At 72.0% G+C, this 25,175-nt stretch carries 28 protein-coding genes; 15 read left to right on the top strand and 13 right to left on the bottom strand.

The window, feature by feature from the left end:
* Window positions 1-75 precede the first annotated feature (75 nt).
* From DEJ17_RS04290 to DEJ17_RS04315, 6 genes are all read right to left on the bottom strand, one after another.
* Window positions 76-639, bottom strand: coding sequence for a hypothetical protein (locus tag DEJ17_RS04290; protein WP_110892230.1), 564 nt, complete (start codon window positions 637-639; stop codon window positions 76-78).
* Window positions 636-1,211, bottom strand: a complete 576-nt coding sequence (locus DEJ17_RS04295) for a DUF6286 domain-containing protein (protein ID WP_110892231.1) — start codon at window positions 1,209-1,211, stop codon at window positions 636-638. The genes DEJ17_RS04290 and DEJ17_RS04295 overlap by 4 nt, the downstream gene beginning before the upstream one ends.
* Window positions 1,212-1,220: 9 nt before the next feature.
* Window positions 1,221-1,535: a hypothetical protein gene (locus DEJ17_RS04300; RefSeq protein ID WP_110892232.1), complete on the bottom strand. Its 315-nt coding sequence runs from the start codon at window positions 1,533-1,535 to the stop codon at window positions 1,221-1,223.
* Window positions 1,532-1,723, bottom strand: coding sequence for a DUF2273 domain-containing protein (locus DEJ17_RS04305; protein WP_017885412.1), 192 nt, complete (start codon window positions 1,721-1,723; stop codon window positions 1,532-1,534). The genes DEJ17_RS04300 and DEJ17_RS04305 overlap by 4 nt, the downstream gene beginning before the upstream one ends.
* Entirely contained in the window at window positions 1,720-2,178 is a 459-nt protein-coding gene (locus DEJ17_RS04310) for an Asp23/Gls24 family envelope stress response protein (RefSeq protein WP_110892233.1), read from the bottom strand. Before DEJ17_RS04310 ends, DEJ17_RS04305 begins: the two co-directional genes overlap by 4 nt.
* 160 nt (window positions 2,179-2,338) lie before the next feature.
* Window positions 2,339-3,550 (bottom strand): AraC family transcriptional regulator, encoded by a 1,212-nt coding sequence (locus DEJ17_RS04315; protein ID WP_110892234.1) that lies wholly within the window; start codon window positions 3,548-3,550, stop codon window positions 2,339-2,341.
* Window positions 3,551-3,632: 82 nt separating this feature from the next.
* On the opposite strand from DEJ17_RS04315, the gene DEJ17_RS04320 reads away from it, so the two are divergent.
* The 4 genes from DEJ17_RS04320 to pgi all read left to right on the top strand — a co-directional run bounded on the left by DEJ17_RS04320 (window position 3,633) and on the right by pgi (window position 8,311).
* Window positions 3,633-3,923, top strand: coding sequence for a metal-sensitive transcriptional regulator (locus tag DEJ17_RS04320; RefSeq protein ID WP_027466001.1), 291 nt, complete (start codon window positions 3,633-3,635; stop codon window positions 3,921-3,923).
* A gap of 26 nt (window positions 3,924-3,949) precedes the next feature.
* Entirely contained in the window at window positions 3,950-4,168 is a 219-nt protein-coding gene (locus DEJ17_RS04325; RefSeq protein ID WP_027466002.1) for a heavy-metal-associated domain-containing protein, read from the top strand.
* On the top strand, window positions 4,165-6,396 hold the full coding sequence (locus DEJ17_RS04330) for a cation-translocating P-type ATPase (RefSeq protein WP_110892235.1): 2,232 nt from the start codon (window positions 4,165-4,167) through the stop codon (window positions 6,394-6,396). Before DEJ17_RS04325 ends, DEJ17_RS04330 begins: the two co-directional genes overlap by 4 nt.
* A 193-nt stretch (window positions 6,397-6,589) precedes the next feature.
* On the top strand, window positions 6,590-8,311 hold the full coding sequence (gene pgi / locus DEJ17_RS04335) for a glucose-6-phosphate isomerase (RefSeq protein ID WP_110892236.1): 1,722 nt from the start codon (window positions 6,590-6,592) through the stop codon (window positions 8,309-8,311).
* A 182-nt stretch (window positions 8,312-8,493) separates the two neighbouring features.
* Here pgi and DEJ17_RS04340 read toward each other — a convergent pair whose 3' ends face one another.
* Window positions 8,494-9,399 (bottom strand): LysM domain-containing protein, encoded by a 906-nt coding sequence (locus DEJ17_RS04340; RefSeq protein WP_258366651.1) that lies wholly within the window; start codon window positions 9,397-9,399, stop codon window positions 8,494-8,496.
* A 133-nt stretch (window positions 9,400-9,532) separates the two neighbouring features.
* Between DEJ17_RS04340 and DEJ17_RS04345 the strand changes: the two genes are divergently transcribed.
* The 4 genes from DEJ17_RS04345 to DEJ17_RS04360 all read left to right on the top strand — a co-directional run bounded on the left by DEJ17_RS04345 (window position 9,533) and on the right by DEJ17_RS04360 (window position 13,267).
* Window positions 9,533-10,069, top strand: a complete 537-nt coding sequence (locus DEJ17_RS04345; protein WP_110892237.1) for a hypothetical protein — start codon at window positions 9,533-9,535, stop codon at window positions 10,067-10,069.
* A gap of 155 nt (window positions 10,070-10,224) precedes the next feature.
* Window positions 10,225-11,682 (top strand): sugar porter family MFS transporter, encoded by a 1,458-nt coding sequence (locus DEJ17_RS04350; RefSeq protein WP_110892238.1) that lies wholly within the window; start codon window positions 10,225-10,227, stop codon window positions 11,680-11,682.
* Between the two features lie 138 nt (window positions 11,683-11,820).
* Complete coding sequence (locus DEJ17_RS04355) at window positions 11,821-12,561, top strand: ZIP family metal transporter (RefSeq protein ID WP_110892239.1); 741 nt, start codon at window positions 11,821-11,823, stop codon at window positions 12,559-12,561.
* Window position 12,562: 1 nt separating this feature from the next.
* The gene (locus tag DEJ17_RS04360) at window positions 12,563-13,267 is read left to right on the top strand and encodes a DUF4396 domain-containing protein (RefSeq protein ID WP_220033607.1); all 705 of its coding nucleotides are present in this window, start codon (window positions 12,563-12,565) and stop codon (window positions 13,265-13,267) included.
* A gap of 70 nt (window positions 13,268-13,337) precedes the next feature.
* On the opposite strand, the gene DEJ17_RS04365 is transcribed toward DEJ17_RS04360, so the two are convergent.
* The 4 genes from DEJ17_RS04365 to DEJ17_RS04380 all read right to left on the bottom strand — a co-directional run bounded on the left by DEJ17_RS04365 (window position 13,338) and on the right by DEJ17_RS04380 (window position 16,959).
* Window positions 13,338-14,312, bottom strand: a complete 975-nt coding sequence (locus DEJ17_RS04365) for a zinc-binding dehydrogenase (protein WP_110892358.1) — start codon at window positions 14,310-14,312, stop codon at window positions 13,338-13,340.
* A gap of 27 nt (window positions 14,313-14,339) precedes the next feature.
* Window positions 14,340-14,762 carry an organic hydroperoxide resistance protein gene (locus DEJ17_RS04370; RefSeq protein WP_027466009.1) on the bottom strand — a complete coding sequence of 141 codons (423 nt, stop codon included), beginning with the start codon at window positions 14,760-14,762 and terminating at the stop codon, window positions 14,340-14,342.
* 97 nt (window positions 14,763-14,859) lie between these two features.
* Entirely contained in the window at window positions 14,860-15,318 is a 459-nt protein-coding gene (locus DEJ17_RS04375; RefSeq protein ID WP_181421038.1) for a MarR family winged helix-turn-helix transcriptional regulator, read from the bottom strand.
* Window positions 15,319-15,354: 36 nt separating this feature from the next.
* The gene (locus DEJ17_RS04380; protein WP_110892240.1) at window positions 15,355-16,959 is read right to left on the bottom strand and encodes a Mur ligase family protein; all 1,605 of its coding nucleotides are present in this window, start codon (window positions 16,957-16,959) and stop codon (window positions 15,355-15,357) included.
* 124 nt (window positions 16,960-17,083) lie between these two features.
* On the opposite strand from DEJ17_RS04380, the gene mvk reads away from it, so the two are divergent.
* The 5 genes from mvk to DEJ17_RS04405 are packed head-to-tail and all read left to right on the top strand — an operon-like array spanning window position 17,084 to window position 22,346.
* Complete coding sequence (gene mvk / locus DEJ17_RS04385; protein WP_110892241.1) at window positions 17,084-18,067, top strand: mevalonate kinase; 984 nt, start codon at window positions 17,084-17,086, stop codon at window positions 18,065-18,067.
* A complete protein-coding gene (mvaD, locus tag DEJ17_RS04390) occupies window positions 18,061-19,062 on the top strand; it encodes a diphosphomevalonate decarboxylase (protein WP_110892242.1) in 1,002 nt (333 codons plus the stop codon). The genes mvk and mvaD overlap by 7 nt, the downstream gene beginning before the upstream one ends.
* On the top strand, window positions 19,059-20,141 hold the full coding sequence (locus DEJ17_RS04395) for a phosphomevalonate kinase (RefSeq protein WP_071247060.1): 1,083 nt from the start codon (window positions 19,059-19,061) through the stop codon (window positions 20,139-20,141). Before mvaD ends, DEJ17_RS04395 begins: the two co-directional genes overlap by 4 nt.
* Window positions 20,134-21,198, top strand: coding sequence for a hydroxymethylglutaryl-CoA reductase (locus tag DEJ17_RS04400; protein ID WP_110892243.1), 1,065 nt, complete (start codon window positions 20,134-20,136; stop codon window positions 21,196-21,198). The genes DEJ17_RS04395 and DEJ17_RS04400 overlap by 8 nt, the downstream gene beginning before the upstream one ends.
* Window positions 21,195-22,346: a hydroxymethylglutaryl-CoA synthase gene (locus tag DEJ17_RS04405; protein WP_110892244.1), complete on the top strand. Its 1,152-nt coding sequence runs from the start codon at window positions 21,195-21,197 to the stop codon at window positions 22,344-22,346. Before DEJ17_RS04400 ends, DEJ17_RS04405 begins: the two co-directional genes overlap by 4 nt.
* Here DEJ17_RS04405 and DEJ17_RS04410 read toward each other — a convergent pair.
* Window positions 22,343-23,338, bottom strand: a complete 996-nt coding sequence (locus tag DEJ17_RS04410; protein WP_110892360.1) for an SRPBCC family protein — start codon at window positions 23,336-23,338, stop codon at window positions 22,343-22,345. The genes DEJ17_RS04405 and DEJ17_RS04410 overlap by 4 nt on opposite strands.
* On the bottom strand, window positions 23,338-23,721 hold the full coding sequence (locus DEJ17_RS04415; protein ID WP_110892245.1) for a helix-turn-helix transcriptional regulator: 384 nt from the start codon (window positions 23,719-23,721) through the stop codon (window positions 23,338-23,340). Before DEJ17_RS04415 ends, DEJ17_RS04410 begins: the two co-directional genes overlap by 1 nt.
* Window positions 23,722-23,800: 79 nt before the next feature.
* Here DEJ17_RS04415 and DEJ17_RS04420 point away from each other — a divergent pair, with 79 nt between their 5' ends.
* The gene (locus DEJ17_RS04420; protein ID WP_110892246.1) at window positions 23,801-24,268 is read left to right on the top strand and encodes a hypothetical protein; all 468 of its coding nucleotides are present in this window, start codon (window positions 23,801-23,803) and stop codon (window positions 24,266-24,268) included.
* Window positions 24,268-25,173, top strand: a complete 906-nt coding sequence (locus DEJ17_RS04425; protein WP_110892247.1) for a hypothetical protein — start codon at window positions 24,268-24,270, stop codon at window positions 25,171-25,173. Before DEJ17_RS04420 ends, DEJ17_RS04425 begins: the two co-directional genes overlap by 1 nt.
* Window positions 25,174-25,175 lie beyond the last annotated feature (2 nt).

The following is a 25,175-nucleotide window of genomic DNA, read 5'->3' on the forward strand; positions in this document are numbered from 1 at the left end:
CTTTCGTGGGTGGGCGGTGCGCCCGCTGGTGTGGTGGTGGGCCGGGAGGCCCGGGGTGCGTCCGGCTGACGGGTGTCAGTGGACGCGGGTCGACTTCGCGAGCGCGGAGCGGGTACCGCCGGTCAGGTGCACGAGCACCGGGACCGGACGGCCGAGGGTGCGGTCGAGGACCGCGACGGCTCGGTCGACGGCGTCGAGCACGGTGACGGCGTCCCCGCCGCGGCGGACCGCGACACGGATCCGTGCGGCGCGCTGCCGGCGGACGAGGTAGGTGTCGACACGGGAGCCGACCACGTCGCGGACACCCGCGAGTTCGTGTTCGACGACGTCCCGCACGAGTGCGACGTTGATCGTGACGGCGTCGTCGCCCGAGCGCTCCCGGACGGCGACGGACGTGCCGCCACCACCGCGGGTGGACACCCACACGAGTGACAGGACGATCACGAGGGCCGCGGCCCCGGCGACGATCCACAGCGCGGACGCGGGGACGTCGAGGCTGCGGGGGAGGTCGACGTACGGCTTGACCGCGTCCTGGACGGCGGGCAGCACGCCCGCCCCCATCGCGATCCCGACGACGACGGCGACGAGACCGAGGACGAACAGGATGATCCGGTTGAGGGTCCGGTTGCTCTTGGTCATGCGAGGGTTCCCTTCTCCTCGGCCCGGACGCGGACGTGTCGGCCGAAGCGCTCGTCGAGACCGCTCAGGCGCTCCACGACTGCGGCGCGGACGCTCGCCTCGTCGACCGGTACGCCGGTGACGGGGACGATGCGGACCTCGGTGGAACGGCCACGGGCGGTGGCGGAGGCGTTCCCCTCGGGGACACCGGCCGCCATGCCGGCGGCGTTCGCCGCGGTGGAGGCGACGATGCGGGCGTCGATGACGACCGCACCGCGGTCGTGCTCGACGACCGATCGGTGCTGGCGACCGGGCTTGAGCGCCAGGACGACCAACACGACGCCGAGGACGACGAGTGCACCCGCGATGACCTCGACGATGGTGACGAACGCGGCGTCCGGGCGGAGCGCCGTGTCGACGACCGTCTGCGGGTCAGCGACCAGCGGTGGGCGTCCGATTGCGCTGAGCACCGACTCGGTGCCGATCCAGGCGGCCACCAGCGCGAGGACCACCAGGGCCACCGCCACTGCCGTGGAGCGGGAACGGTGGACGCTCCGACGACGGATGCGTCGTTCGACGGAACCGTTGCTCATGATGGCCTCCTAGCGGGCACGGGACTCGTGCTCGCGCACGATCCCGGTCAGTTCGATGTGGGCACTGCCGACGCGGCGCCCGGTCAGGTCGCTCACGCGGCCCTTGACCTGGTCCGCGATCCGCATCGACCCGGAGACGATGTCGTCGCTCGCGGCGATCGGCCCGGTGATGTCGAGCGACAGTGCTCCCGACGCGTCGCCGAGTCCGACGCGCACCCGCTTGGCGGGGGCGCCGAGCCCTTCGGCTGCGACGGCCCGCGCCAGCGAGGTGAGCGCGCGTGCGGTGATCTCGACGCGGCCCGGGACGTCCGGGCCGGCGTTCACCGGGAGCTCCGGCGTCCGGTCAGCACGTCGGTCAGGGCACCGCGGTCGATGCGCCCGGTGGCGAGCGCGGCCACGAGGGCCCCGATCGCACCGAACACGATCACGAGCACGAAGCCCCAGAACCCGAACTGCAGTGCCACGACGGCGAGGACTGCGCCTATGAGGGCGCCGATCAGCGTGTTGCTCATGCGACTCGGGCTTCCTTCTTCTCGTCCTCGTTGTCGTCGTCGTCGCCCGGGATGAAGACGTCCTGGACGGTCACGTTGACCTCGGCGACCTCCATGCCGACGATCTGCTCGAGGGCACGGGCGACACCGGCACGGACGCCGTCGGCGACCTGCTGGAGCGACACCGGGTACTCGGCGACGATCACGATGTCCGCGGCGACCTGCTTCTCGCCGACCTCGACCTTGACTCCCTGACCGAAGTCGCGCTGGCCGATGGCGTCGCGGAGGGCGCCGATGGCACGGGCTGCGCCGTTGCCGAGGGAGTGCACGCCGTTGACCTCGCGGGCGGCGATGCCGGCGACCTTCGACACGACGGTGTCGTCGATGACGGTCTTGCCGGTGACGCCGCTGGTGCCGGCGTGCGAGGTGGCACGGGTCGCCGTGGTGGCCGGGGTGGGGGTGATGGTGTCAGCCATGTTCGTTCCTTCCGTTGACCCGCCGGGCGTTCCCAGCGGTTGCTGTTCACGGATGAGACGGGCTGTGGAAGAGATTCGTCACACACGACTTCCGGGATTCGGGGAAGATCCAGGGATCCCCGGAAATCCGGGGATCTGCGTGTACCCCCGGGGTGTTCCGTCAGTCGGAAGCGCTGTTTCCGGCCGCGCTGTTGCGTTCTGCGGCGACCCGCATCGACCGCACGCAGGCCATCGGGGACTCGCCGCGCTCCTCGCGGAAGAGCTGCTGCAACCGGCGGGGGAGCACACCTGCAGCGGCGGCGATGTCGTCCAGCGTGAGGGCGTCGTCGAGGTGCTGCTCGATGAACGAGACCGCGCGCCGGACCCGCCACGAGGCCTTGCCGACCTCCGGCTGCGCCGAGAGCGACGCACGCTTCGTCGTGGCCGGGTCCTCTCCGAAGCGGTCGCGGTAGGTCTCGGCGAAGCGCCCGGGGTTGGTGAAGCCCCAACGTCGGGCGATCGCGGAGATGCCCGTCGGTCCCTTCGTACCCCCGGCGCGGTCCGCACGCAGCAGTTCCTCGCGCACCCGGTCCAGACGGTGGTCGCGGAGGAACCGGTGCGGGGTGGTGTCGAGGGTGCGGGTGAAGACGTCCTGCAGCCCGCGCTGGCTCAGTCCGCAGGCGGCGGCGATCGTGGGGACCGAGGGGCGTTCGGCGGCGTGCAGCTCGATGAACCGGATCGCGTCGCGGAGCCGGTTCGCCACGGGGACGTCGTCGCCGCGGTTGCGGATGGGGAACGTGTCCAGGATGACGACGGCCAGTCGGCGGTTCAGCGCGGTCCGCGTCGGTCCGAGCACGCGGTCGTCGACCAGGGCCGGCCCGAGTTCACGGATCAGGTGTCGCAGCGGTTCACGCCGGGCGACGACCTCGTCCTGCTGGTCGAACAACAGTGGGCCGTCGGGTAGGCGGTAGCCGAGGTCGCGGCCGACGCTGCGCAGGAACCGGTCGGACACGTGCACGCCGTTGTAGACGGTGCCGTCGGACTCGAACCGGTAGGCCTCGGACGCCGAGGCGATGTACGGGCTGCCCGGTTCGACGACGCGGGTGCGGTCAGCGAAGTGCATCTCGAGCCGACCCTTGGTCAGCCAGAACACCACGTGGTCGTCCCGCACCCCGATGACACCGCCGCGCCGACCGCCCTCGGCCCGCATGGTGCGGAGCGTCAGGTCGTCGTCGCCCACGACCGTGTACTCGTACCGGGCGTCGTCGGTGGCGAAGGTCTCGGAGGCGAAGTCCGAGCCGCCGTACTCGGCCGCGAAGATGTCCGAGTAGTCGGAGCCCGCGCCGTCGGAGAACCGCAGTCGGCGGAATCCGTTCGTCGTCGAGGGGTCCATCCGCAGATCATGCCACCGGTTGCGGCGAGACCGGAACGGGATACCCTAGGGGGGTACCGTATTGAGAACGGTGGAGGCGGACATGCACGAACACGTCGGGTACATCGGCGACAAGGACGACCTGCTCAAGCGACTCCGTCGCGCCGAGGGGCAGGTGCGCGGCATCGCGCGGATGGTCGAGGACGAGACGTACTGCATCGACGTCCTGACCCAGATCTCGGCGGCGAACCGGGCGCTCGAACGCGTCGCGCTGTCGCTGCTCGAGGACCACCTGGCGCACTGCGTCGCCGAGGCCGTCGCCGAGGGCGGGGACGCCGCCGACGAGAAGGTGCGCGAGGCCAGCCAGGCGATCGCCCGGCTCGTCCGCTCCTGACCACCCATCACCGAGAAGGAGACACCATGACCACCGAAACGCTGCTCGTCGAGGGCATGACCTGCGACCACTGCGTGATGAGCGTCACCGAGGAGCTCACCGAGGTCGACGGGGTGTCCGGCGTCGACGTCCGACTCGTCCCCGGCGGATCGTCCGAGGTCACCGTCAGCTCTGCGGCACCCGTCGACGCGGACGCCCTCCGCGCCGCGGTCGCCGAGGCGGGGTACGAGGTCGTGCGCTCGTGACGGACCGCACCGTCGAACTCGACATCACCGGGATGACCTGCGCCTCGTGTGCGAACCGCATCGAGCGGAAGCTCGGCAAGCTGCCCGGGGTCACCGCCACCGTCAACTACGCCACCGAGAAGGCGCAGGTGCAGGTCGCCGCGGACGGCACCGCCGACCCCGAGGCGCTGATCGCCGCGGTGGAGTCGGCCGGGTACGGCGCCACGGTGCCGGCACCGCCCGCCGCCGCTGACGCCGAACCCGCGGCTGATGCCGGCCCGTCGGACCCGCTGCGCCGACGCCTGGTCGTGTCCGCCGTGCTCGCGGTGCCCGTCGTGGTGCTCTCGATGGTGCCGGCCCTGCAGTTCCCGAACTGGCAGTGGCTCGCCCTGACGCTCGCCGCGCCCGTCGCGGTCTGGGGTGCGCTCCCGTTCCACCGTGCCGCGTGGGTCAACGCCCGCCACGGAGCCGCCACCATGGACACCCTGGTGAGCGTCGGGGTCCTCGCTGCCTTCGGGTGGTCGCTGTACGCCCTGTTCTTCGGCGACGCCGGCACGACCGGCATGCACATGACGTTCTCGTGGTTCGCCACGGACCCCGAGGCCACCGACCTGTACCTCGAGGTCGCGACGGCCGTGACGGTGTTCATCCTCGCCGGCCGGTACATGGAGGCCCGCGCGAAGACGCAGTCCGGTGCCGCACTCCGGGCGCTGCTCGAACTCGGTGCGAAGGACGCCACCGTCCTGCGCGACGGTGCCGAACACCGCGCGCCGGCCTCGTCACTCGTCGTCGGCGACGTCGTCGTGGTGCGACCCGGCGAGCGGATCCCGAGCGACGGCCTGGTGCAGGACGGCTCCTCGGCCGTCGACCTCAGCATGCTCACCGGCGAGTCCGTGCCGGTCGAGGTCGGCCCGGGCGACCGGGTCACCGGCGCCACGATCAACGTCGGCGGCCGGCTCGTCGTCTCGATCACGCGCGTCGGCGCCGACACCGAGCTCGCCCGCATGGGTCGCCTGGTCGAGGACGCCCAGACCGGCAAGGCCGAGGTGCAGCGCCTGGCCGACCGCGTGTCCGGGCTCTTCGTGCCGATCGTCATCGCGCTCGCCGTGCTGGCCTTCGTTGGCTGGCTCGTGTTCGGCGGCTCGGTCACCGCGGCCTTCACCGCGGCCGTCGCCACCCTGATCATCGCCTGCCCGTGCGCCCTCGGACTCGCCACGCCCACCGCGCTGCTGGTCGGGACCGGTCGAGGCTCGCAGCTCGGCATCCTGATCGGCGGCCCGCAGGTGCTCGAGCGCACCCGCGGCGTCGACACCGTCGTGCTCGACAAGACCGGCACCGTCACCACGGGGTCGATGACCCTGCGGTCGGTGACCGCCGTCGACGAGACCGAGGACTTCGTCCTGCGCCTCGCCGCCGCGGTCGAGGACGGCTCGGAACACCCCGTGGCCCGTGCCGTGACCACCGCGGCCCGTGCCCGAGGTGCCGACCTGCCCGAGGCCGAGCAGTTCACCGCGACCGCGGGTGCCGGGGTGCGGGCCGTCGTGGACGGCGACGTCGTGCTCGTCGGCACGACCCGCTGGCTCGCCGACTCGTGGTCGATCGCCCTGCCGACGGTTCTGTCCGACGACGTCGAGCGCGCCGAGGCCGACGGGGCAACCGCGGTCGTCGTCGCCCGGAACGGCACCGCCCTGGGCGTGGTCGTCGTCGGGGACACCGTCAAGCCCGAGGCCGCCGACGCGATCGCCCGGTTCCAGGCGCTCGGCCTGCACCCGGTCCTGCTCACCGGCGACAACGAGGGTGCCGCACACGCGGTCGCCGCCCGTGTCGGCATCGACGAGGTGCACGCTCGCGCGACCCCGGCGTCGAAGCTCGAGACCGTCCGCCGGCTGCAGTCCGAGGGGCGGAGCGTCGCGATGGTCGGCGACGGCGTGAACGACGCCGCCGCGCTCGCCGCGGCCGACCTCGGCATCGCCATGGGGGCCGGCACCGATGCGGCCATCGCGGCGAGCGACATCACGGTGGTGAGCGGTCGGCTCCCCGTGGTGGCCGACGCCATCCGGCTGTCGCGCGCCACGCTCGGCGTCATCAAGGGCAACCTGTTCTGGGCGTTCGCGTACAACGTCGCGGCGATCCCGCTCGCGATGGCGGGGCTGCTCAACCCGGTGCTCGCGGGTGCGGCGATGGCGTTCTCGTCGGTCTTCGTCGTGACCAACAGCCTGCGCCTGCGTCGCTTCGCACCGCAGCCGTGAACCCGGCAAGCCGACCGCGGCCCTGAACGCGACCGGCCCCGGGGCGTGACGCGTGGAGCGAACGCGAGCCGCGCCTCCCGGCCGACTGTGCGCACCACCTGCCGGAGCGCACTACGCTCGAAGACGGTCCGCGACGCAGCGCTGCGTGACCCGCGGGCTGTACGTCTTGAACGTGATCCCCAGGAGGACCGAAGTGACCGAATCCGCTCCCGTCGACCCCACATCGACCGAAGGCTGGAAGAAGCTCGACAGCATCGCTGCCGACTTCACCCCGGACCTGCGAGGGTGGTTCGACAGCGACCCCGGTCGTGCCGAGCAGTACACCTTCCAGGCGGCCGACCTGACCGTCGACCTGTCCAAGGGCCTGGTGACCGACGAGATCCTCGCCGCGCTGCTGCAGGTCGCGAAGGACACCGGCGTGGCCGAGCGCTTCCAGGCGATGCTCGCCGGTGAGCACATCAACGTCACCGAGGACCGCGCCGTCCTGCACACCGCGCTCCGACGTCCGAAGGCGACCGAGGGCCTCGTGCCGGCGGCCCCGCTGACCGTCGACGGCCAGGACGTCGACGCCGACGTGCACGCCACGCTCGACAAGGTCTACGGCTTCGCCGAGCAGGTCCGCAGCGGCGCCTGGACCGGCGTCACCGGCAAGCGCATCGAGACCGTCGTCAACATCGGCATCGGTGGGTCCGACCTCGGCCCGGTCATGGTCTACGAGGCGCTCAAGCCCTATGTCCAGCCCGGCCTCGAGGCCCGCTTCGTCTCGAACATCGACCCTGCGGACATCTACGAGAAGACCGCCGACCTGGACCCCGAGACCACGCTCTTCATCGTCGCGTCGAAGACCTTCGGCACGCTCGAGACCCTGACGAACGCGCGCCTCGCCCGCCAGTGGCTGTGGGAGGAGCTCGGCCTGACCGACGCCGCCGACGACGAGAAGAAGAACGCCGTCGCCAAGCACTTCGTCGCCGTCTCCACCGCGCTCGACAAGGTCGAGGCGTTCGGCATCGACCCCGAGAACGCGTTCGGCTTCTGGGACTGGGTGGGCGGCCGCTACTCGGTCGACTCGGCCATCGGCACGAGCGTCGTCATCGCGATCGGCAAGGAGAACTGGGAGCAGTTCCTCGCCGGTTTCCACGCGATCGACGAGCACGTCCGCACCACGCCGTTGGAGCAGAACGTCCCCGTCCTGATGGGCCTGCTCAACGTCTGGTACACGAACTTCCTCGGTGCGCAGAGCCACGCGGTCCTGCCGTACACGCAGTACCTGCACCGCTTCGCCGCGTACCTGCAGCAGCTCACGATGGAGTCGAACGGCAAGCGCGTCCGCTGGGACGGCTCGCCCGTCACCACCGAGACCGGCGAGGTCTTCTGGGGTGAGCCCGGCACGAACGGCCAGCACGCGTTCTACCAGCTCATCCACCAGGGCACCCGCCTGATCCCGGCCGACTTCATCACGGTCGCCAACCCGGCCCGTCCGCTGAAGGACGAGACCGGAGACGGCAAGGGCGTCGCGCCCGGCACCGACGTGCACACGCTGTTCCTGGCGAACTTCTTCGCGCAGACCAAGGCGCTCGCGTTCGGCAAGAGCGCCGACGAGGTCCGCGCCGAGGGCACCACCGACGCTGGCATCGTCGCGGCGCGCACGTTCCCCGGCAACAAGCCGACCACGTCGATCATCGCGCCGGAGCTCACCCCGAGCGTCCTCGGCCAGCTCATCGCCCTGTACGAGCACATCGTGTTCACCGAGGGCACGATCTGGGGCATCGACTCGTTCGACCAGTGGGGTGTGGAGCTCGGCAAGCAGCTGGCGCTGCAGGTCACGCCTGCCGTCGAGGGCGACCAGGCTGCGCTCGACGCGCAGGACCCGTCGACCAAGGCGCTCATCGCGAAGTACCTGGAGCTGCGGAAGTAGCGGACGCCCCCACCTGACGGACGGGAGGCCCGTGGCGGATCCGCCACGGGCCTCCCGTCCGTCGTGTGCGTGCGCTGGCCGCGGGGCGGACGCCGGGTTGGTTTCGCGCTCAGCGACACCTCACGCGCGCGCTGGCCCGTGAGGTGTCGCCCAGCGCGAAACGCCGCCTGCCGCGCCGCAGGTCAGCGGGCGAGCGGGTCGAGGTTGAGGGACGTGCCCTCGTACAGGTGCTGGTCCTCGCCGAACACCTGGACGCCCTCGTTGAGCCAGACCAGGTCGCGGACGGTGATGCCGAACCGCGCCGCGACTTCCCCTATCAGGTCGTCCGGTGCGACGCCGTAGGACCTCGGAGCGCCGGCGGCCGTGGTCGCGGTGACGGTACCGGTCGCGTTGGCCCGTCGTCCGGCGTCCTTCGGGTGCACGTTCGTCTGCCGCGCGGGGACGGACCACCGGACGGAGGACACCGCGAGGACCTTGCCGGCGGAGATCTCGACGGGGACGTCCTGCCCGGCGGCCGCAGCGGAGTAGGTCACGAGGGTGCCGAGGTGGGACGGGTCGACCCCGGATCCGTCCAACGGAACGTCGGTGGCGATCGCCCCGCTGGTCGGGCCGCCGAGGGTCCGGTCACCGACACCGGGGTAGGTCAGGCCGTCACCCACCGCTCGGGGCAGGTCGAACAACGCGACGCCGATCGGCACCGGCAGCGTCGAGGTGATCCCGGAGTACTGCGCGGTGAACGTGTCGTCGCCGTCCGCGACCACCCGGAAGTGGAAGTGGACGCTGCCCTTCGGCGAGGCCACGTCGCCCTGGGCCAGAACGGTCCCGGCGGGGATCGGTGTCAGCGTCGGTGCGGGTGCGGCGGCCTCCGTCGGCACCGGGGTCGGTGTGCGCGGGTTCGCCGACGCCTCGATCAGGTCCGATGCGGACTCACCGGTCGGGGTCGCGGCCGGGGTCTCGCTCGCCGTCGGGCTGGACGCCGGCGGAGTGGAGGGAGTGGGCAGGGCGCCGTCCGGTCCCCGCAGCAGCGAGCAGCCGGACAGCACCACGCCGGCCGCCAGCACGATGGCGATTCCGCCGGTCCGTTTCATGATCCCCCCTTACGTCGAGGGTAACGCGACTGCGGGTGCGCGATCGTCAGCGACCGCGGGAGTGTGTCCCGGGGTGCAGTCCGGCCGCCCCGGCGGCGGGGTGATGTCCGTCGGAGCGGCTACGGTCGAGGGCATGGAGCGTTCGGAGATCCTCGCCGCGGCTGCTGCCGCGCACGCCGCCCGCATCGCAGCGGCCGGTGGTGACGACGTCGCAGCGCGTGAACGGGCCGACAGCGTCCGACGACGGGCCGACGGGCTCACCGACCGGTACGACACCGTCGAGGGCTCGGACGGCGAGTCCGACGCCCGCGACGCCGCACGCCGACGCGCAGGCGAGGCAGACCGAGCGGCCTCGCGCACCGAGGGCGTGCTGTCGGACTGGCACCGGATGGGCACCCGTCGCGGCGTCACCCCCGACGCCCAGGTCCGCACGGCCTGGACCGTGACCGGGGTCCCCGAACGTGGCGACGCCCGCGCGCTCGCGAACGTACTGCTCTCCACCGCGGGGCACGCCGGACGCGTCGCCGACGCGGCCCGGCGCAACCCCGCCCTGTCCGGTGCCGCGACTGCCGCCGCCCGCCGGACCGTACGCCGCTACACCGACCACGGCGCCGACATGGCCTCGTTGGGGGACGTCCTGGGCGAGGGCCCCGTCGACGACGAGCGCTAGGCCCGACCCGCGCATTGGACCGCTCCCGTCCTCATCAGGCGTTATGTGGACCGATCCAAATAGCCTGACGACAGAATGTCCAATTGACAGGACATGGAATCGGGTTACGATCGGTCCACGCGATGAAGCGCGATCACCGACGAAGGAGTCACCGAATGGTCGACATCAAACCGACAGCCCCGACTGTCGCACTGCCCCCGTTGGGGACCGGGCCGCACCGCCGACGACTCGGCGTGCTGGCCCTCGTCGCCACGTTCGGCGGGTTGCTCTTCGGGTACGACACCGGTGTCATCAACGGTGCCCTGAACCCGATGAAGGCGGAGCTCGGCCTCACGAACTTCACCGAGGGCGTGGTCACCAGCTCGCTGCTCTTCGGCGCCGCGATCGGTGCCATGCTCGGCGGCCGCATCGCCGACGGCTGGGGTCGCCGCAAGACCATCATCCTGCTGGCCGTCACGTTCTTCGTCGGCACGCTGATCTGCGTGTTCGCGCCGACGTTCGAGGTCATCGTCGTCGGTCGTGTGCTCCTCGGGCTCGCGGTGGGTGGCGCCTCCACGGTGGTGCCGGTGTTCCTCGCCGAACTCGCGCCGTACGAGATCCGCGGGTCGCTGTCCGGCCGCAACGAGCTCATGATCGTGATCGGCCAGCTCGCTGCGTTCGTGGTCAACGCCTTCATCGGCACCGTGTGGGGTGAGGGCAACGGCGTGTGGCGCGTCATGCTGGCCGTCTGTGCGCTCCCCGCGATCGCGCTGTTCGTCGGCATGCTCCGCGTGCCGGAGTCGCCGCGCTGGCTCGCGTCGAAGGGCCGCAACGACGAGGCACTCTCGGTCCTCGGGCAGATCCGCACGACCGAGCGGGCGAACGCCGAGCTCGACGACATCAAGCGCACCAACGACCTCGAGGCGAAGCTGCAGAAGGTCAGCGGCTGGCGCACCCTGCTCGGCAACAAGTGGCTCATCCGCATCGTGCTCATCGGTGCCGGGCTCGGGGTCGCGCAGCAGCTCACCGGAATCAACTCGATCATGTACTACGGCCAGACCGTGCTGATCGAGTCGGGCTTCGAGCAGTCGGCAGCGCTCATCGCCAACATCGCGCCCGGCGTCATCGCCGTGATCGGTGGCATCATCGCCATCTCCAACATGGAGAAGATCAACCGCCGCACGACCCTGATCATCGGGTTCTCGCTGACGACCGTCTGCCACTTCCTCATCGGCATCGCCTCGGTGGCGCTGCCGGACGGCAACCCGGCTCGTCCGTGGGTCATCCTGTTCCTGGTCGTCGCCTTCGTCGGCTCGATGCAGACCTTCCTCAACATCGCCGTGTGGGTCGTCCTGTCCGAGATCTTCCCGACCCAGATCCGTGCACTCGGCATGGGCATCTCGGTGTTCTGCCTCTGGATCGCGAACGCGTTCCTCGGGCTGTACTTCCCGACGATCGTCGCCGCGACCGGCATCACCGGGACCTTCTTCGGCTTCGGGGTCGTCGGGCTGCTGGCACTGTTCTTCATCTGGAAGTTCGTGCCGGAGAGCCGCGGCCGCACCCTCGAAGAGGTCGAGGAGGGCGTCACGACCGGCAACATCTTCACCGTCCCGGAGAAGGCGTCGCGCCGCTAGTCCACACCGCGCTGTACCGAGTGAGCAGAAGACGTCGGGTCGCCTCAGGGCACCCGACGTCTTCTGCTCACCATGGGCGCGCAATCGTGTCCGGGCGACCTTGGTGCCCACGGATCGGCGGGTTCCTACACTCGACCCGTGCATCCCCTCCTCCTGGCGACCGGCGCCGGTCTGGCCTCCGGTCTCGCCCTCGTCGTCGGTGCCGCGATCGCCTGGTTCGTCCGTGTGCCGCGGACGGTCGTGGCGACGATCACCGCCTTCGGCGCCGGCGTCCTCCTCTCGGCGCTCTCCTTCGACCTCGTCGCCGAGGCCACCCGGTCCGGCACGTTCTGGACGGCGATGGCCGGGTTCCTGGGCGGCGCGGTCGTCTACGTCGGCCTCGACGTGCTGCTGGAACGGCGCGGTGCGCGGAAGAAGCGCAGCGGGGCCGGGTCGCCCGGCTCCGGCACCGGGCTCGGCATCGCCCTCGGCGCGTTGCTCGACGGCATCCCGGAGACGGCGGTGCAGGGAGTCGGGCTCGCCGCGGGCGGCTCGCTGTCGATCGCGGTCGTGGCCGCGGTCGTCATCTCGAACCTGCCGGAGGGGCTGTCCAGCACGTCCGACATGAAGGAGAACGGTCGGGGAGCGCGGTACGTGTTCTCCGTCTGGGGCGCCATCGCCCTCGCGTGCGCCCTCTCGGCGCTCGGCGGGTACGCGATCCTCGGGCAGGCACCGGCCGGGGTGCAGAGCGCCGTGACCGCTGTCGCCGCCGGAGCCATCCTGGCGATGCTCGCGGACACCATGCTGCCCGAGGCCTTCCGGAAGACCGGGCCCTGGACGGGCCTCATCGCTGTCCTCGGGTTCTTCGCGGCGTACGGCATCCACGTGATCGGCGGCTGACGTGGAAGCACTCGGCGCCGGTGCGTTCCCGGTGCCGGTCACCCTGGTCTGCGCCGCGCTGCTCGTGATCGCCGTGGGCTGCGCGGCGTTCGTGGCGGTCGACGTCGTGCGCCGCCCGCCGCAGATGCGCGTGATGGCGTTCGTGTGGCCGCTCACGATGCTGTTCGGCAGCGTCGTGTGGCTCGTCTTCTACCTGCGCCGGGGTCGGGCCACCGCGCCTGGCCACGGACGGTGGGTAGGCAACGCGATCGACACGAGTCACTGCGGTGCCGGCTGCGCACTCGGTGACCTGATCGGGGAGTTCGGGCTCGCGGCGTTCCCGGTGGTCGGGGTGGCGGTCGGCCTGGGCACGCTCTACCAGGACCGGATGGTCGCCGGGTGGATCGTCGACTTCGTCATCGCGTTCGTGCTCGGCATCGCGTTCCAGTACTTCGCCATCGCGCCGATGCGGGGCCTCGGCGTCCGGGCCGGGCTCGTCGCAGCGCTCAAGGCCGACACGCTGTCGATCATCGCGTGGCAGGTCGGCATGTACGGCCTGATGGCGCTGTGGCAGCTGGTCGTGTTCCCGGCACTCGTCGGCGGACGCGCGAGCGTCTTCTCGCCCGAGTTCTGGGTGGCGATGCAGCTGGCGATGGTTGCGGGCTTCGTCTGCTCGTACCCCGTGAACGTGTGGCTGGTTCGTCGGGGGATCAAGGAGGCCATGTGACGGACCAGCGAACGAACGGGAGGCCCGTGGCGGATCCGCCACGGGCCTCCCGTTCGTCATGCCGTTGCGTCTACGGGCGCAGGAGCACCTTGCCGACGCGGCCCGCGGTGTCGCTGGCGCGCACGGCGTCGCGGACCTGCTCGAAGGCGAAGGTCTCGGCGACGGGGAGCGTCAGCGAGCCGTCGAGCACGCGGGTGATGAGCTCACCGAAGAGCTGCCCCTTCGTCTCGGCCGGCATCGTCCTGCTGACGACGGAGCCCCAGAAGCCCTTCACCGTGAGCTGGCCGAAGATGACCTTGCCCGACGGGATCTCGAGCGTCGGCGACGCCATCGCGCCGAAGACGACGAGGGTGGCGTTCTCGCCCAGCACCGAGGCGATGTCGCCGGCGGCCTTGCCGCCGACGGACTCGACACCGGCGATGATCGGTGCGCCACCGGTGATCGCGGCGACCTGGTCCTGCCAGTCGTCGGCGTCGGTGGCGACGATGCGCTCGATGCCCTGCTCGCGGAGCTCGTCGACACCGGCCGCGCGACGGACGAGTCCGATGACGTTGATGCCACGGGCGGCGCCGAGCTGGGCGACCATGCGACCGACCGCACCGTTGGCGGCGTTCTGGATGATCCAGTCGCCCTCGTGCAGGTCGAGCGAGTGCAGCAGGCTGATGGCGCTGAACGGCATCGAGACGAGCTGCGCGGCGGCCTCGTCGGTCATCGCGTCCGGCACCGGGACGAGCCCGGCCGCGTTCGCGGTGTAGTACTCGGCCCAGACGCCGAAGGCACCACCGGCGACGCGCTGGCCGACCTGCAGGTTCGTGACGCCCTCGCCGAGTGCCTCGACGACGCCGAGTGCTTCGGTGCCCGAGGCGGCGGGCAGCTCCGGCTTGAAGCCGTAGGTGCCGCGGACGGTCCACAGGTCGTGGTTGTGGATGGGGGAGAGGACGGTGCGCACGAGGACCTCGCCGGCGCCGGGGGTCGGGACGGGGCGCTCCTGCACCTCGAGGACGTCGGCGGGCTCGGCGAACGTCTCGTGGACGACGGCGCCCATGGTGGTGGGGGTGGTGGTGCTCATGGGTCAGTCCTCCGAGACGACGATGGTGACGTCGATGTTGCCGCGGGTCGCGTTCGAGTACGGGCAGACCTGGTGGGCCGCGTCGGCGAGGGCCTGGGCCTGGTCGTGCTCCAGGCCGGGGATGACGACCTCGAGCATGACGGCGAGCTGGTAGCCGCCGTTGCCGTTCGGGCCGATCGACACGCGGCCGCCGACGGAGGAGTCGGTGATCTTCACCTTCTGGCTGCGGGCGACGCCCTGCAGTGCGGAGTGGAAGCACGCGGCGTACCCGGCGGCGAAGAGCTGCTCGGGGTTGGCGCCGTTGCCGGAGCCACCCATCTCCTTCGGGATGGCGAGGTCGAACTCGACCGTGCCGTCGCTCGTGGCGACGTGGCCGTTGCGGCCTTCGCCGGTGGCCAGTGCCTCGGCGGTGTAGAGGGCTTCCATGGTGTTCCTTCCTTGTGGGGCGGATCGTGAAGTTGACGTGCGGCGTGCTCTCGCGCTCAGCGACAGTTCACGGGCGCACGTGGGCGTGCGGCGTCGCTCAGCGCGAAACGGCGGAGTCGGGCTCGGGAACGGCCGCGGCGTGCATCGTCTCGGTCAGCCGGTGCAGCGTCGCGATGAGCTCGGCGGCGGCACGTTCGTCGGACAGGCCCATCCCGGCGGCGATGCGTGCGGGGATGCCGCTCAGCTCGGACCGCAGTTCGCGGCCGCGGTCACCGACGGCCACCGTGACGACGCGCTCGTCGGTGCTGCGGCGCTCGCGGCGGACCAGGTCCCTCTGCTCCATGCGGCGGAGCAGTGGCGAGAGGGTGCCGGAGTCGAGCTGCAGGTGTTCGCCGAGGCCCGAGACGGTCTGGTCGCCCTCGACCCACAGGGTCACGAGCACCAGGTACTGCGGGTACGTCAGGCCCCAGGGTTCGAGCATCGTGCGGTACGCCTGCGTGGTGGCGCGAGACGCCGCGTAGAGGGAGAAGCACACCATCTCGTCGGTCACGGGCATGTGTTCACACTGCCACGCAACTGAGTTGTGTGCAACCTACATCGACGGTTCGCAGGCGAGCTCACAGCGAGCGCCGGGCAGGTGCCCCGCCTCGGCGAGTGCGGCCTGGGCATCCCGGAACGACGAGTAGGGCACGTGCACCCCGCGGACGTCCCGGTAGTCGGTCAGGCCCGGACCGGCCCAGTACACGACCCCGTCGTCACCGACCTCGGCGATCGCCCGGCGGATCGCCCTCGCCGGGTCCGGCTCCTCGACCACCAACGCGTCGTGCCCGCTCGTGCGCGCACCGTCGACGATGGCCGCCCGGATCGGGGCCGGGTCCTCGAACCGCGGGTGGTGGTCGGCCACGACGACGACGTCGGCGGCCTCGGCCGCCACCACTCCCATCGCCGCCCGCTTGCTCGGGTCCCGGTCGCCGTCCGCCCCGAGGACGATCCCGACCCGGCCCGGTGCGAACGCCCGCACCGCCTGCAGGCTCTTCGCGAAGGCGTCCGGGGTGTGCGCGAAGTCCACGAAGACACGGGGCCCGGTCGCGGCCGATGCGTCCGCCATCCGCCCGGGGACGACGACGTCGAGACGACCCTCGGTCGCGTCGAGCAGGGCCGCGACGGGCACCCCGGCGGTCGCGAGCATCGCCACCGCCAGCCCGGCGTTCGCCGCCATGTGCACGCCGAGCAGCGGGAGGTCGAGGGCGAACGTCGTGCCGTCCGGTGCGGTCAGGGTCGACCGGGTGCCGTCGGGCCGCTGCTCCCACACCAGGACGGTCCAGTCGGCCCCGGCCGCGGGGGCGGTCGAGATCGTCGTCACCGGGACCGTCGCCCGCTCGACGATCCGTCGGCCGGCGGGTGAGTCGAGTGACACCACACCGGCGCGCGACCGAGCCGGCGTGAACAGCAGGGCCTTGGCCGCCAGGTACTCGTCCATGTCGGCGTAGTCGTCGAGGTGGTCGTGCGACAGGTTCGTGAATCCCGCCACGTCGAACCGGACGCCGTCGGTGCGGTGCCGGGACAGCCCCTGCGCACTCACCTCGAGCGCCGCGCCGTCCACCCCGCGTTCAGCGGCGCGCGCCAGGAACGCGTGCAGTTCGGGCGCCTCCGGTGTCGTCAGCGCGCTCGGCAGCGACTCGTCGTCGACACGGCGCTCGACCGTGCTGCTGATCGCCGACCGCCACCCCAGCCGGCGCATCAGAGCATCGAGCAGGTGGACCGTCGAGGTCTTGCCGTTCGTGCCGGTCACCCCGAACAGCGGGAACGGCAGCGACTCCGTGCCGGCGAGGAGCTGTGCGACGGCTCCCAGGTGTGCGCGGACGTCCGGCACGACGAGGACCGGCAGCCCGCTCCGTCGCGCCGCGGCCTGGCCGTGCGGGTCCGTCAGCACCGCGGCAGCACCGGCGTCGCGCGCCGCCTCGGCGTACTGCGCGCCGTGTGCGACGCGACCGGGGAGCGCGGCGAACAGCATCCCCGGCCGGAGCTCGTCGGTGGCGAGCGCCAGGCCGGTCACCGGGACGGCGCCGGGGCCCTCACCGCCACCGGCACCCGCGAAGGGCCCGGCACCCCCGCCGGGACCGTCGACACCGAGTGCTCGGGCGAGCTCGTCGAGCCGGACCGGGCGCGGTCGGGCCGGTCGTAGGGCATGCGGCATCGCGGCTCCTCGTCGTGGGCGGACCCCGATGGTGCGCCGCGCTCCCGGAACGGCGTCCCAGGTCCGCCCGCAGCGCACGACGAACACGCCGACGGCCCGGACGGTTAGGCTGACGTGACCCACGATGACCAGCAGCGACCTCGACACCACCACGACCCCCGGCAACGGATCGGCGTCGTCCCACGGCAAGACGATCCTGATCGGTGAGCACGCCGTGGTCTACGGCGCACCCGCTCTCGTCCTGCCGGTGCTCGACGCGCGGGTCGTGGCGACGGTCACCCCGGTCGCCGCCGACGCCGAGCAGCCCGGTCACAGCCTGCAGTCCACCGTGCACACCGGCCCCCTCGACCTCGCACCCGCGGCCGTGATGCCGACCGTCACCGCCGTCACCGCGACCCTGCGCCACTTCGGGGTCACCGACCGCCACTTCCACGTCCGGGTCGACAGCGAGGTCCCGACCGCCCGCGGCATGGGCTCGAGCGCCGCGGTCGCCGCCGCCGTGACCGCCGCCGTCGCCGATGCCCTGGGCCAGACCCTCGACGTCGAGACCCACCACGAGCTCATCCAGGAGTGCGAGCGCGTCGCCCACGGACGACCGTCCGGCCTCGACGCCCGGGGCGTCGTCGCGTCTGCGCCGGTCTGGTTCGAGGGTGGCCGGATCGAACCCGTGGCGCTCGGCGCCCGGTTCACCTTCGTCGTCGCGGACACCGGCGTCCCCGGGCACACCCGACAGGCGGTGTCGGCCGTCCGCGCCCGCCACGACCAGGACCCGGCTGGTGTCCGCGCCGTGATCGACCGGATCGGCGCGCTCGCCCGGCGGGCACGGGGGACACTCGAGGACGGCGATGCCCAGGCTCTGGGTGCCACCATGGACGCCGCGCACGACCTGCTCAGCACACTCGACGTGTCGAGTGCCGACCTGGACCGGCTCGTCGACGCCGCACGCGCTGCGGACGCCCTCGGCGCGAAGCTCACCGGCGGCGGGCGGGGCGGGTGCGTCCTCGTGCTCGCCGCGGACGACGACCACGCGGACCGCATCGCGGCCGCACTCCGCGGCGCAGGGGCCGCAGCCACCTGGACCACCACGATCGGAGCCCGCGCTTGCTGACAGCCACCGCCGTCGCGCACCCCAACATCGCCCTCGTCAAGTACTGGGGGAAGGCGGACGCGCAGCTCGCGCTGCCCGCCACGGGCAGCGTCTCGATGGGGCTCGACGTGTTCCCGACGACGACCACCGTCACGGTGGACGGCGGACGGGAAGCCCGTGACGCGTTCACGCTGAACGGTCACGTCGTCGACGACGGTGCGCTGGTGCGCGTGCAGCGGTTCCTCGACCTGGTGCGCGAGCTCGCGGGGTCGTCCGAGCGGGCATCGGTGGTGTCGGAGAACACCGTCCCGACCGGTGCCGGGCTGGCCTCGAGCGCGTCCGGCTTCGCCGCCCTGGCGACCGCGGCCGCCGCGGCCTACGGCCTCGACCTGTCGCCGCGCGACCTGTCCCGCCTGGCCCGACGTGGCTCCGGGTCGGCTACGCGGTCGATCCCCGGCGGTGTCGCCGTCTGGCACGCCGGCGACGACCAGGGCTCGTTCGCCGAGCCGATCCCCGCGCCGCCGATGGCCATGGTCGTGGTGACGATCGACGCCGGCCCGAAGCCGATCGGGTCGCGCGAGGCCATGCGCCGCACCATCGCGACGTCGCCCTTCTACCCGGCCTGGGTCACCTCGACCACCGAGACCGTCGGCGACATGCTCACGGCCTGTGCCGCCGGTGACTTCACCCGCATCGGCGAGATCACCGAGAGCAACGCACTGCGCATGCACGCGACGATCGAGGGCGCGTTCCCGCCGATCCGCTACCTGAACGCCCGAAGCGTCGCCGTGTTCGACGCCGTCGCCGAGCTGCGCGCCGGCGGGGTCGAGGCCTACGCCACGGCCGATGCCGGCCCGAACGTCGTCGTGCTCACGAAGCCGCAGGACCGGTCGGCGGTCGCCGGGGCGCTCGCGTCACTGGGGGACGTCATCGAGTCCGGCACCGGACCTGCCGCGCGGGTGCTCCGCTCCGAAGAGATCGGGAGCAATCCCGACCAGAAGGAGTCCGCGCAGTGATCGAGTTCCGTGCACACGGCAAGCTGTTCGTCGCCGGCGAGTACGCCGTCGTCGAGCCGGGCCAACCGTCCGTCCTGATCGCCCTCGACCGCGCCATCACGGCGAAGGTGCGCGAGGGCCACGGCGCGGGCAGCGTGCACTCCGAGGAGTACGGGCACCTGCCGCTCACGTGGACCCGTGCCGAGGACGGCCTGGCGCTCGACCGTGAGCACCACCCGTACGACTACGTGATGGCCACGATCGACCTGGTCGAGAAGCTCCGCGCCGAGCACGGCATCGCCCCGCGGTTCCACGACCTGCGCATCGAGAGCCAGCTCGACGATGCCAGTGGCCGGAAGTTCGGGCTCGGGTCCTCGGCCGCGGTCACCGTCGCCACCGTCGGCGCTCTCGACCGGTTCTACGGCATCGGCCTGACGCAGCGCCAGCGCTTCCAGGTCGCGCTGCTCGCCACCATCCGGGTGAACCCCCGGGCCTCCGGCGGCGACCTCGCCGCGAGCACGTTCGGCGGCTGGCTGCGCTACAGCGCCCCCGACCGCGAGCGCCTCGCCGCGATGCTCGGCGACCACGCCGTGTCCGCGATCCTGACCGACGCCGACGCGTGGGACGGCTTCGACGTCCAGCGGCTGCCCGCCCCCGAGAACCTGCAGCTGCTCGTCGGCTGGACCGGATCGCCCGCGTCCACCACGAAGCTCGTCGACGTGGTGCGGCGGCACCGCAACGGCGGGTACCAGGCGTTCCTCGACGAGAGCCGCAGCGCCGTCGACGACCTGACCACGGGCCTCCAGACCGGCGACGCCGAGCGCACGCTCGGTGCCCTCCGACGCGCCCGCGGGCTGCTGCAGCGCCTCGGTGCGTCCGTCGGGTCGCAGATCGAGACCGAGCGTCTCGCGACCCTGTGCGACGTCGTCGAGGCCGCGGGCGGGGCGGCGAAGCCGTCCGGGGCCGGCGGCGGCGACTGCGGCATCGCGCTCGTCCCGGCGGACACCGACCCCGCCGGCATCCACCGCGCCTGGGAGGCGCACGACATCAGACACCTCAGCGTCGCGGTGCGAGCACCAGAAGGAGCCCTCGATGAGTGACCTGCTCACACCGATCCCCACCAAGTGGGTCGGCCCGATCCGCGTCAGCGGCAACGCCGTGCAGGGGGAGCACGAGGTCCCCCTCGCCACCTACGAGTCGCCGCTCTGGCCGTCCGTCGGCCGCGGCGCACGCATCTCGCGCATGGTCGAGGACGGCATCGTCGCGACCGTCGTCGACGAGCGCATGACCCGCTCCGTCGTGGTCCGTGCCGACAGCGCCGCCGCGGCCCACGTCGCCGCGGGGCAGATCCTCGCGCGCCAGGACGAGCTCGCTGCGATCGTCTCCGGGCAGAGCCGGTTCGCCAAGCTCATCGAGGTGCACCCGGAGATCGTCGGCGACCTGCTGTTCCTGCGCTTCGCGTTCACCACCGGCGACGCCTCCGGGCACAACATGGTCACGCAGGCGGCGGACAAGCTGCTGCCGGCGATCCTGGAGTGGCAGCCGGGCCTGCGGTACGTCTCGGTGTCGGGCAACTTCTGCACCGACAAGAAGGCCACCGCGGTGAACGGCATCCGTGGTCGCGGCCGCAACACCATCGCCGAGATCGTGATCCCGGGCGAGGTCGTCGAGAAGCGCCTGCGGTCGAGCACCGCGCGCATCGTCGAGCTGAACATCGCGAAGAACCTGATCGGGTCGACGATCGCCGGGGCCATCCGCTCGGCGAACGCGCACTACGCGAACATGCTGCTCGGCTTCTACCTGGCCACCGGGCAGGACGCCGCCAACATCGTCGAGGGCTCGCAGGGCATCACGAGCGCCGAGGACCGCGACGGTGACCTGTACTTCGCGACCTCGCTGCCGCACCTGATCGTCGGCACGGTCGGCAACGGCAAGGGCGGTGACCTGCCCGTCGTCGAGGACGCGCTGGTGCGCCTCGGCTGCCGACAGGAGCGTGAGCCGGGCGGGAACGCCCGCCGCCTCGCCGCCCTGTGCGCCGCGACCGTCCTGTGCGGGGAGCTCTCGCTCCTCGCCGCACAGACCAACCCGGGCGAGCTGATGGCCGCCCACGTCGCCATGGAACGCCGCGGCGCGAAGCCGGCAGGGGGTGCGGCATGACCGGCGTCGGCATCCACGACATCGCGATCGCGACCGGGCACCACGTGCTCGAGCTCGACGACCTGGCCGAGCGGCTCGGCGTCGACCCGGCGAAGTACCACGTCGGCATCGGGCAGGACGCCTTCAGCGTGCCCGCGCCCGACGAGGACATCGTCACGATGGGCGCCGCCGCCGCGAAGGAGCTCATCGACCGGCACGGTGTCGACGGCATCCGCACGGTGCTGTTCGCCACCGAGTCCGGGGTCGACCAGTCGAAGGCCGCCGGCGTGTACGTGCACGGCCTGCTCGGGCTGCCGAAGGCCGTCCGCGTGGTCGAGCTGAAGCAGGCCTGCTACGGCGGGATGGCCGCGGTGCAGCTCGCGCTCGGCATCGTCGCCCGTGCCCCGCACGAGCGGGTGCTCGTCATCGCCGCCGACGTCGCCCGGTACGACGTCGACACCCCGGCCGAGCCGACGCAGGGTGCCGGCGCCGCCGCGATCCTGGTGTCCGCCGACCCCGACCTGATCGAGATCGAGCCGGCCGCGGGGGTCTACACCGCCGACGTCGACGACTTCTGGCGACCGAACGACCGCTCCACCGCGCTCGTCGACGGACGTCTGTCGGTGAGCGCGTACGTCAACGCGTTCGTCGGCGCCTGGGACGACCTGGCGGAACAGGGCGGCCCGGCGTACGACGACATCGCCCGGTTCGTGCACCACCAGCCCTTCACCAAGATGGCGATCAAGGCGCACCGCAAGCTCACGCAGCACGTCGGCGCACCGTTCGACGAGGCCGACCTGGCGATCGGGTTCACCTACAACCGGCAGACCGGCAACACCTACACGGCGTCGCTCTGGATCGGGCTCGCAGCGCTGCTCGACCTGGACGACGACCTGGCGGGGGAGCGACTCGGCCTGTTCAGCTACGGCTCGGGCAGCGTCGGTGAGCTCATCACCGGCATCGTCCGGCCCGACTACCGCGAGCACCGTCGTGCGGGTCGCGTGCGGTCGCTGCTCGAGGCACGGGTCCCGCTGACGGTCGACGCGTACCGCGCGCTGCACGCCGCGGGTGCCGCCACCAGCGAGGACGTCGAGCGTCCGCGCGTCACGACCGCGCCGTTCCGGTTCGCGGGTGTGCGCGGCGGTGCGCGTCACTACGAGGCGTCCTAGGCCGGACACCCGCAGACGGACAGGACCTCGCGTTCCAGCCGCTGGTAGCTGGCCTCCATGCCCTCCGTCATGCCGGTCGCGAGGATCATGTCCCGCTGCTCCCGGTCCGGGTAGGTGACGAGCAGCGTCATGAGCGTGACGCCGTCGTCCTCGTCGAACTGCAGGTCGTTCGTGTTCGGCGGGAAGGGCGCCCCGGTCATGCGTTCCGTCGACACCATCCGGCGTTCCGGTTCGACGACGAGGTTCTCGCCCTCGAACCCGAAGGGCTCGCCCTCGGTGTCACCCGTCGGCGCCCAGGCCTGCCGGAACGCACCGCCCGGGGTCAGGTCGTTCTCGTACACCGTCATCTCCCACCCGTCGGGGCCGAGCAGCCACCGGCGCACCAGGTCGGGCTCGGTGTGCGCCCGCCACAGCAGGTGCCGCGGCGCCGCGAACGCCCGGGTGATCCGGACGCGGGTGTCGTCGAGGACCTCGGTCTCGGTGCCCGCACCGAGGGCCCACTCGCGCAGGTCGGCGAGCACCCGGTCGAGCTGGCCGAACGCCTGCTGGTAGCCCTCGAGCATGCCCATCTCGAGCATCGCGTCGAGGTCGGCGGTCGAGGCGAACGAGGACACCACGGTGACCCGCGAGCCGTCGTCTGCCGGCCCGAACGACAACACGGTCTCGCTGGTGGGGAGCGACTCGTCGACCGTGCCCTCCGGGTCGGTGAACAGGTCGCGGAAGACGATGCGACGGTGCTGGTCGACCTCGGTGACCTGCCAGACGGCGTGGAACTGCTCGCCCTGCGGAGACGTCATCCGGTAGTCGGCGCGGCCGCCGGGGCGCAGGTCGAACGTCGTGAAGGTCGCGGGGAACCCGGGCGGTCCCCAGAACCGCTCGAGCTGGCGCGGGTCGGCGAAGGCGGCCCAGGGGCGTTCGACGGGGACGGGGAACTCGGCGACGAGGGTCATCGAGAGGGTGTCGGGATCGGTGTGGACGGACGTGGTGGGCATCATCGCTCCTGGTGTCGTCGGGTGTCGTCTGGTGCTGGGTGTCCGGACGCGTCGCCGTCGAGCACGTCGCCGAGGCGGTCCATCCGGGTGTGCCAGAGGCGGCCGTAGGCGTCGAGGAGGGCACGGACCCGGTCGAGCTGCTCCGGCTCGGCGCGCACGATGCGGGTGCGGCCGCGGGCCTCCTTGCTCACGAGTCCGGCTCCTTCGAGGACGGCGACGTGCTTCTGGACGGCGGCGAACGACATCGAGTAGGCGTCGGCGAGCTCGCTCACGGACGACGACCCGACGAGCGTGCGCCGGACGATGTCACGACGGGTCGTGTCGGCCAGTGCGTGGAACACCCGGTCGACCTCGGCGTCGGACAGTTCGATTCGTACAACCATTTGGTTGTAGGTTACGTCCGGCCGGTCTCGTCCACAAGGGGGACCTGCCGGTAGTCTTGCCGCGGAGATCGGAGGGGCGATGGCGGAGCAGCTGGGTGCGTCCGGTGCCGTCCGTGCCCTCGTCGCCACCCTGCCCCGTGCGCCGCAGCTGTCCGACGTGGTGACCGGCGTCGGTCGGATGGTCGGCAAGCCCACGCGCGTCGTCGACGTCGACGGGCCGAGCTGGGGTCCGCTCACCGCGCTCGTCTCGCAGTTCGAGCACGAGAACCTGGTGCTCGTGCCGGCGGACGCACCGCCGCTCTACCGCATGCACTGCGTGCTGCACGAGCTCGGGCACCTGGTGCACGGCGACGTCGGCACACCGAGCCCGTCGTCCGTCGCCGAGTTCGCCGCCGGGGGCCACGTGTGCCGTCGCGCGCTCGATGCCGACTCCGGGCTCGTGAGCATCTCCGACGACGACGAGCACTTCGCCGAGCGGTTCGCCTACGAGCTCGCGACGGTCCTGCTCGCCGGGGCAACCGGGGCGGACGAGCGGGCCTACGGCTGATGGGTGCCCTGCACGCCGCGGCCTTCTGGTTCGCGGCGCTGATCTTCCTCGCCCGCACGCCGTACGTGCTGCGGAACCCCCGCGGTCGGGCGGCTTGGGGTGCCACCGGCGTCGGGGCGCTCGGGCTCCTGACCCTCGGCAGCGTCGTGCCGCAGCCCGTGCTCGACGGAGCCCTGGGCGGCTCGAACCTCATCAACCTGGTGCAGAACGTCTGCGCCACCGTCGCGTTCTGGCTGATGCTGCGGGCGAGCACGGACGACCTGCCGGAGCGCCCGGTGCTCGCACGGCCGATGGCGCTGCTCGTCGTGGTCGTGGCCTTCACGGTGCCGTTCCTGCTGGTCGAGGAGCGCGGCGGGACCGACTTCCACTTCATCGTGCGCGAGATCGAGCAGACCCCGATGTGGCTCTACGCGACGGTGTACATGGTGGGCGTCGGGCTGATCGCCGCGACGACGCTGCGACGTGGCGTGCTGCAGAACCCGGTGGCGCTCGTGGTGTTCCGCGTCGGGCTCGCCCTGGTCGTCGTGGCGAGCGTCGACGAGGTCGCCTCGCTCACGGCCGACCACTTCGGCCTGTTCCCGGCCGGGGTGCGTGACGGACTGCGCCTGGCCTTCGACCCGCCGTTCTACCTCGGCATCGTGCTCATCGTCGTGGCGATGGCCTCGCTGACGTTCCGGCGGTGGGGCCGTGACCTGCGCCACCGCGGGCACCACCGACGCCTGCGCCGGATCGCCCGTCGGCACGCGGTGCGGGCAGTCGAGCGGCCGGGGGACCCGCAGGCCCGGACCTACGACCTGGTCATCGCGATCCGCGACGCCGAGGTGCAGGGACGGACCCTCGACGACGCCGAGCTCGCGCAGGTGCGGTCGGCCGAACGGACCCTGACCCGGAGCCTCGGAGGATGACG

This window comes from Curtobacterium sp. MCSS17_011 (genome assembly GCF_003224275.1).
Classification (GTDB): Bacteria; Actinomycetota; Actinomycetes; order Actinomycetales; family Microbacteriaceae; genus Curtobacterium.